General features: G+C 69.2%; 6 protein-coding genes. 3 read left to right on the top strand and 3 right to left on the bottom strand.

The genetic code is table 11. The features are described 5' to 3' along the window. The 3 genes from WA805_RS08925 to WA805_RS08935 form a co-directional block, all read left to right on the top strand. Nucleotides 1-1,192, top strand: a 1,192-nt coding sequence (locus tag WA805_RS08925; protein ID WP_425242104.1) for a sensor histidine kinase, incomplete at its 5' end; no start/stop codon positions are given. Next, nucleotides 1,189-1,860, top strand: coding sequence for a response regulator (locus WA805_RS08930; protein ID WP_425242105.1), 672 nt, complete (start codon nucleotides 1,189-1,191; stop codon nucleotides 1,858-1,860). The genes WA805_RS08925 and WA805_RS08930, both read left to right, overlap by 4 nt. Before the next feature lie 49 nt (nucleotides 1,861-1,909). Continuing rightward, nucleotides 1,910-3,388 carry a S10 family peptidase gene (locus WA805_RS08935; protein WP_422287763.1) on the top strand — a complete coding sequence of 493 codons (1,479 nt, stop codon included), beginning with the start codon at nucleotides 1,910-1,912 and terminating at the stop codon, nucleotides 3,386-3,388. Nucleotides 3,389-3,903: 515 nt separating this feature from the next. Here the strand turns inward: WA805_RS08935 and WA805_RS08940 are convergent. The 3 genes from WA805_RS08940 to WA805_RS08950 form a co-directional block, all read right to left on the bottom strand. Next, on the bottom strand, nucleotides 3,904-4,464 hold the full coding sequence (locus tag WA805_RS08940; RefSeq protein ID WP_422287761.1) for a DUF3995 domain-containing protein: 561 nt from the start codon (nucleotides 4,462-4,464) through the stop codon (nucleotides 3,904-3,906). Between the two features lie 46 nt (nucleotides 4,465-4,510). Next, nucleotides 4,511-6,211: an MMPL family transporter gene (locus tag WA805_RS08945; RefSeq protein ID WP_425242106.1), complete on the bottom strand. Its 1,701-nt coding sequence runs from the start codon at nucleotides 6,209-6,211 to the stop codon at nucleotides 4,511-4,513. 312 nt (nucleotides 6,212-6,523) lie between these two features. After that, nucleotides 6,524-7,302: ABC transporter permease (locus WA805_RS08950; RefSeq protein ID WP_425242107.1), on the bottom strand; the 779-nt coding region annotated here is incomplete at its 5' end.

The following is a 7,302-nucleotide window of genomic DNA, read 5'->3' on the forward strand; positions in this document are numbered from 1 at the left end:
CGATACTGGAGGCATGCTGCGCACGGTCAACGCGCTGGCCCGCGCCCTCGGCTTCGTATGGCTCGGCCTGCTGGCGTTCCTCATCGCTCCGCCAAGCGCGCCAGGCGCCCTGCCGGTTCAGATCGCGTGCTACGCCGTGCTTGGCCTGGCCCTGCTGGCCTGGACCGTGCTGGAGGCGTCCCCCGCCGCCGCGGCGCGATATCCCGCCTGGGCGCTGCCCGTGCTCCGCGGGGTGATCGCCTTCGCCTCGGGGTTCGCGGCCGGCGCTGGCGGCGGCGGTTCCGCCCTGGTGGTCTTCGCGTTCGTGGCGGCGATGGCCGCGGGCATTAACAGCGACCTCGCGGCAGCGGTCGCCGTGACCGCGGCGGGCATACTCGCGATCGAGGTCAGCGGGCTGGCTTTCGGCCAGAGCTACGGCACGCTGCTCGGGCTCCCGGCGATCGTGCTCGCCGGCCTGGTGATCGGGCACAACTGGGGCGGGTACCGGATCCAGGCGGAGCAGGCGGCGGCGCTGCTGGCCCAGCGCGAACAACTGCAGGCCGAGCAGCGCCGGGCCGACCTCCTCGACGAGCGCGCCCGCATCGCCCGGGAGATCCACGACGTGCTCGCCCACTCGCTCGGCGCGCTCGGGATCCAGATCCAGGCGGCGCGGTCGGTGCTGCACAAGGACGCCGACCAGGCCAGTGACCTGCTGGCCGCGGCCCAGCAGATGGCCGCCGAGGGCCTGGTGGAGACCCGCCGCGCGGTTCAGGCCCTGCGCACCGACACCCTGCCGCTCGATGAGGAACTCGCCCTGGTCACCGACACCCACGCGCAGCGGTATCACGTCCCCGTCAGCTACGACACCGGCGGCGTCCCCGCGGCCCTGCCCCCAGACGCCACGCTCGCGCTGCTACGCATCGCCCAGGAGGCCCTGGTCAACGCGGCCAAGCACGCCGCGGGGCAGCCCGTGGCGGTCCGTCTCGACTACGGCGACGCCGATGTCCGGCTCACCGTCCGCAACGACCTGCCCCCGAGCGCGGACACCCGCCAGGCGGCGGACGTGAGCACCGTCAACGGCGGCTACGGGCTGACCGGCATGCACGAACGGCTCCGGCTGCTGAACGGAACCCTCGAGGCGGGGCGCCGCGACGGCCAGTGGATCGTGACCGCCGAACTACCGCGCCGCCAGCCTGAGACCATGGCTTCATGACCACCCCACCGGCGGGGGCGCCGCTGCGCCTCGTCATCGCCGATGATCAGGCCAGCGTGCGCCAGGGCCTCGTCCTGCTGCTCGACGCGGTACCCGACATCGAGGTGGTCGGCGCCGCCGCGGACGGGGAGCACGCCCTGGACCTCGTGGCCGAGCACCACCCCGACGCGATCCTGCTCGACCTGCACATGCCCGTCCTGGACGGCATCGGCGCCATCCGTCGGCTGACCGCCGAGCACCCCGAGGTCGCGATCGTCGTGCTCACCACATACGCGGACGACAGCTCGGTCCTGGACGCGCTCCGGGCCGGCGCGCGCAGCTACCTCACCAAGGACGCCGACTACACAGAGATCGCCCAGGCGCTGCGCGCGGCGGTAGGCGGGCTGACGGTCTTCGACCCCCGCGTGCACGCGACGCTGCTCGCAGCCACGGCCCCACCCGGCAAGCCCGAGCCCGCCCGGAGCGCGCCGCCCCCCGACGGCCTGACGCAGCGCGAGGCGGAGATCCTGGGCATGATCGCCCGCGGGATGACCAATCCGGAGATCGCCGCGCAGCTGTTCCTGAGCAACCACACGATCAAGACCCACATCAGCCGGATCTTCGCCAAGACCGGGGCGCGGGACCGCGCCGCCGCGATCGGCTACGCGCACCGTCACAACATCGGCTGACCGCGCGCGGACCAGATGTCCTGTCTCACTCAAAGGGAGTCGATGAGCGTTGACCGACAGTAAGCCCGCCAACGAAGAGAAGGAAACGCGGACACCCGCGCCGCCTAGCGATGACCTGACAGAGACGCATCACACCCTCGCGACCCCGGCGGGAGAGATCCGCTACACCGCGAGTGCCGGGCGCGTCGTGCTGCGGGAGCAGGTGCACGAGGATGGCCACTTCAAGGGCCTCGAGGCCAAAGCCGAGATGTTCATCACCGCGTATACCCTCGACGGCGCCGACCCGACTGTCCGCCCCGTGACCTTCGCGTTCAACGGCGGCCCCGGCTCTTCCAGCGTGTGGCTGCACCTCGGCCTGCTCGGCCCGCGCCGGGTGCTCATGGGCGACGCGGGATCGCTTGCTCCGCCGCCGTACGGGATAGGCGACAACGCCGAGTCGCTGCTCGCCCACACCGACCTGGTGTTTATCGACCCGGTCTCGACTGGCTACTCTAGAGTCGTCACCGGCGGCAAGGCATCGGAGTACCACGGCTTCAAGCGTGACCTGGAGTCCGTCGGCGAGCTGATCCGGCTATGGACATCGCGGAACGGCCGGTGGCTATCACCCAAGTATCTCGCTGGCGAGTCCTACGGCACGGTACGCGCCAGCGCCCTCGCCACTTACCTGCAGCGCGAGTTCGGCTTGTTCTGCAACGGCATCATGCTCATCTCGTCGGTGATCGACATGGGCACCATCCGTTTCACGGAGGGCAACGACCTGCCTCATGTCCTGTTCCTGCCGACCTACGCGGCGCTAGCGCACTACCACGGCCTACACGGCAGCAGGCCGCTGCGAGAGGTCATCGACGAGGCGGTGGCGGTGGCCGCGGGACCGTACCTACAGGGGCTGGCGAGCGGCAGTCGGCTCCCGGGAGCCGACCGTGCCGACCTGATCCGCCGGGTGGCGGGGGTGACCGGTCTCGCCGAGGACTACGTCCGGCGGGTGAACCTGCGTATCGAGCACATGCGGTTCTTCCGCGAACTGCTGCGCCACCGGGGGAGGGTCATCGGGCGCCTCGATGGGCGCTTCACCGGCTACGAACCCGACGACGGTGGCGAGAAACCGTCAGATGACCCAAGCAACGTCGCCATCCGGGGCCCTTACGCGGCCGCCCTCAACCACCACGTCCGGGTGGATCTCGGCTACTCCTCCGACCTGCCGTACGAGCTCCTGACCGGCCGCGTCCAGCCATGGAGCTACACCGAGTTCGAGGGCCGTCACGTGTCGGTCTCCTCGATGCTCGGCGAGGCGATGCGGCACAACCCGCACCTGCGGGTCTACGTGGCATGCGGCTATTACGACGGCGCTACTCCGTTCTTCGGCGCCGAGCATGCGTTCGCACATCTCGATATCCCAGACGAGCTGCGGTCCAATATCAGCTTCGAGTACTACGAGGCCGGCCACATGATGTACGTGCACGAGCCCAGCCGCCTGCGGCAGAGCGCCACGCTCGCGGCGTTCGTTGGCGGCACCGCGCCGCCGGCCTAGCGCCGCGTCGCGGATCGCGCTGATGTTAGGAATCGAGGCTGAGTGTCGTTCGCCAGTTGACCTGGACCGCCACGAGGGCGTTGACGTGCTGTGGTTCAGGTTTGTGGCAGAAGGCTATCCGCGCTCCTTGCCATCATCTTGACCCAAGTTTGCGTTCCTTGCGGAGCTCAACGATCCAGTTGCGGAGCGGTGTCGGGTTCCCCTCTTAACCGTGGAGACGACCGCCGCCGGAGCCGTCATCACCGGCCGGCAGAACACCGCCAGCTCGCCCGCCAGCGGAACCGCGCCCGCTGCCACCACCGTCCGGCCCCCGCACCTGCAGGTCACAAGACCGAAGCACGACCGTTCCCGCCAGAGTCCCTCCATCCGGGGACACGGCTGTCCGGGTTGCATCAACGACGTCAGTCACAGTGCAAAGCACAAGGGCTCCTTGGCGCAGAGCTGGATTCGACACCCACACCCTTACCAGGAGCCCCACCTGCCTCCAAACCACCGCAAGACACCAGGTCACAGCCTCATCGAAGCCGACATGCCTTAAATCCCTGGTGTTGCGGCCGCGACCGCCATAGCGCCAGGAAGACGAAGATGCCCCAGATCAGGAACCAAGGGTCCCAGAGGTATGCGTGCCATTTCAGGGCCAGGCGGTCTGCATGGGCGACTGCCTCGATCACGCCGGCCTGGACCAGCAGCCCACTCGCGGTCAGGACCAGGCCGTAGCCGACCAGGATCGCCGCCTCGATCCAGGTCAGCACGCGAGCCAGCCTCCGCAGGCCACCGTTCGCGGTTGGCGGCCAGACCCCTATCGCGAGCAACGGCAAGACAGCGGCGACGGCCTTGACTGCGGCCGCTCCCCACACCGCGAGCAGCGCCGCCAGGTGCCCGGCCTGCCCCGGCTGGCTCAGCGAGATGCCTACCGTATTGAGCAGCCACGTGCCGCCGACGGCCCAGTAGACGATGATCGCGGCATAAGCCAGCCCGACCGCGAGCCCGGCCAGCGCGGGCAGCATCCCCCGCCTGCTCGTTGCGCTATGGGGGATATCGGCCCCCGCCGCATGCGTGAACCCGGCTTCTGTCATGGCTTGTTGCTCCTTCCGTCATAGGCGTCGGGGGACGGTTACGGGCTTATCGGAGGAGGGTGCCTGGGGTGGGGTCCGCCTGGAGGTGCGGCAGCCAGTCCAGCCAGCGGGGCTGGTACCAGCTGCGCTGGCCGAGCAAGCTCAAGGTGCTCGGCAGGATGACCAGACGGATCAGCAGAAGGAAGCTGAGTCCCAGCACGAATGCCAGCACGTACGGAGTCGGGCTGGTAACGGCGTGAAAGTAGTCGGCCTCATCGGCGGTCTGACCGCCGACGTAGACCTGTCCGCCGGAACCGGCGAACGCCGACGGGATCAGCTGCTGGCGCAAATTCCGTACAGCCGCCACGTCCTGGCTGGAGACGTCGTCACCGCGGATGGGACCGGTCAGCGAGAGGATCTTGCCGTCAGGCGAGGCCTGGATGACGCCGGGTCCGAAGCGCGGGTCGCCGGCCAGCACGGTTTCGAGCTTTGAGAGGTCCGCCCGGGCGCTGCCGGCCCCTCCGACCGAGACGATCTCGACCGGGTCCTGGCTCTGGTTCGGGAAGTAACGCTGGACGGCCAGGTAGCCCTGTTTGGATGGCAGGTTGCCCGGCAGCGTGGTTACTCCGCTCTGGCCGATGTGCAGGCCGAGCACGGGTACCGCCGCCAGGACCATGACTCCTCCCGCCAGTGCCAGGCTCACGGCTGGACGGCGCATCACCCTTCCGGTCACGGCTGTCCAGATCCGGGCGCGGGCAGCGTCGGAGCGGCCGAGGTTCTTGCCCACGACGGGCAGGGGCAGCGAGTTGACCCGATCACCGATGAGGCTGAGCATCGCCGGCAGGAGGGTCAGCGCGGCGGCGACGGATACGACTCCGACGATCACCGCGCCGGCCGCCAGGCTGCGAAGGAGGGTGACCGGTACCAGGAACATGCCGAGCAGGGCGACGACGAAGGTGCTCCCGCTGAGGAGCACGGCGCGGCTAGCGGTGGCTCCCGTGATCCGGATCGCCGCGTCCTTGCCGTGGCCGTGGCCGCGTTCCTCCCGGAAGCGAGAGATGATGAACAGCGAGTAGTCGATGCCGAGCGCCAGGCCCATTCCGGTCATCATGTTGACGATGAAGACCGAGAGGCTGAACTCCCGGGCGAGCAGCGCGGCGATGCCCAGGCCCACGATGATGGACAGCAGGGCCATCAGCGCCGGCATCAAGCCGGCGACCACGGCGCCGAACACCAGCAGCAGGATCACGATGGAGATCGGTAGCCCGAAGTCCAGTTCGCCGTGCTTGAGGTCGCTCGCCGACAGGGTCGTGAAGTCGTTCCCGACCGTGTGGTCGCCGGTGACGGCCACCGCGAACCCGCCGCTGCCGTTTGCCGCCCGGACGTCTTTCACCACCGGCTTTATGTCGGCGTCGCTCGCGGCCCGCAGCGCGATCAGGGCTGCGTGATGGTCCGGCGAGACGAACTGGCTTCCAGCGCTCAGACCAGTGGCGACATCCGTGACGCCAGGAGCCGTCCGGACCCGGGCCGCCAGCCGGGCCACGAACTGCCGGAAGCTGCCGTCGCTGACGGTGAAGCTCTTCGAGCTGACCACGATCACGTCGGTCGGCCGCTGGCCAGCCGACGCGCCCAGCGCCTGGCGGTACAGGGCTTCGGCCTGGCTGGACTGCGTCGTCCCCACCACATGGACACTCGTCGTCAGGCCGTGCAGCGAGGTGCCGACAAGAATCAGCGCCACCACCACGGCGATTCCCCAGATTGCCAGCACGCGGCGCGCCCGCCTCGCGCTAGCCGCGGCCAGCCTTTCGGTCAGGCCAACCGAACCGCGGCCTTCCGATGGCTTGGTGACGACGTCCGTTTCGTGGGCGGCATCGGGGCCAGCGGCCTGCGCCGCTGTGGGATGCGTCGGCGGGCGGACTCGCAACCCCGAGCCTGGCGCGTCATGGCCTACCTCATCCGACTTCCGGGAAGAATCGTTGTGCATCGTGGTCTCCTTTGTTGTGCCCTGGCGGGCGGCTAATGGCTGCGATGGCTGTGCCGGGCTCGGCCGCCGATCTACAGCGCGGCGCTGCGCGCCGCGCTATTCCCACCTGAAGAAGCGCATGGCCAGGTAGCCGAACACGGCCGCATAGGCTGCGAGGACCAGGAGCGGCGCCGCTGGGACGAAACCCTGGAGCATCGTGTCCTGGATCGCTTCTACCGCGGCGCCGAGCGGGGTGAAGTGGGCGATGTCCTTGAGCGCGGTCGGCATGAGCTGCGTCGGGTAATACAACCCGGAGAAGAACATCAGGGGGTAGAAGGCCGCCGCCATCAGGCCCCGGGCGGCGCCCGCCGTGCGGGCAGCGGCCGCGATGGACAGCCCGATCGCGAACATCGCGACGATGGTCAGCGCAATCGCGAGCACCATCCCGGCCGGGTTCTTCGGGGGACTCGCACCGAAGAACCCGACGCTCACGACGATGAGGAGGGTGACGCTGATCGCCATCAGGCACGCCTGGACGACCATCTGCGCGGCCAGCAGCCAGGACGGCGGCACCGGTGTCGTAGACAGACGGCGCAGGATCCCCTGCTCACGGTAGGAGACCAGCGGGCCGGGCAGGTAGGTCAGCGCCAGGACGCCGATCACGAACGCGATGAGGATCGGGATGTAGACGTCGAACGTGGACAGGCCCCCGAGGCTCGCCGATGACTGCCGGAACACGGGAATCTCGCCGAAGATGATCAGTAGCGCTAGGGAGATACCGACGCCGGCGATCAGCCCGCTGGGCTGCCGCCAAGCGAGCCGGGCCTCGTTGCGGACGATCTTGCCGAAGGCAGCGCGTGGCACTCCCGACTGGGCGAGCACGCTCAGGCTCATGA

Source organism: Trebonia sp. (assembly GCF_049794275.1).
Taxonomy (GTDB): Bacteria; Actinomycetota; Actinomycetes; order Streptosporangiales; family Streptosporangiaceae; genus Trebonia.